Origin of the sequence: Exiguobacterium sp. s64, assembly GCF_018618035.1 — a bacterium.
GTDB classification, from domain to species: Bacteria; Bacillota; Bacilli; order Exiguobacteriales; family Exiguobacteriaceae; genus Exiguobacterium; species Exiguobacterium mexicanum_A.
In genome coordinates this window covers 1-260 of the sequence record NZ_JACSLH010000029.1, presented here as the reverse complement: position 1 = coordinate 260, position 260 = coordinate 1, and the positions used below count along the sequence as shown (strand labels likewise).

Annotated in this window: 1 rRNA gene; it reads left to right on the top strand. The window is 55.4% G+C overall.

The features are described from left to right. Window positions 1–260, top strand: a 23S ribosomal RNA gene (locus KNP64_RS14775); the annotation flags it as partial.

The following is a 260-nucleotide window of genomic DNA, read 5'->3' as shown; positions in this document are numbered from 1 at the left end:
AAAGAAAATTCGATTCCCTGAGTAGCGGCGAGCGAAACGGGAACAGCCCAAACCAGGAAGCATGCTTCCTGGGGTTGTAGGACACTCTACACGGAGTTACAAAGGGATAGGATAGGTGAACGACCTGGAAAGGTCGGCCAGAGAAGGTGACGGCCCTGTAGCCGAAATCCCATCCCCTCCAGAGTGGATCCTGAGTACGGCGGGACACGTGAAACCCCGTCGGAATCCGGGAGGACCATCTCCCAAGGCTAAATACTTCC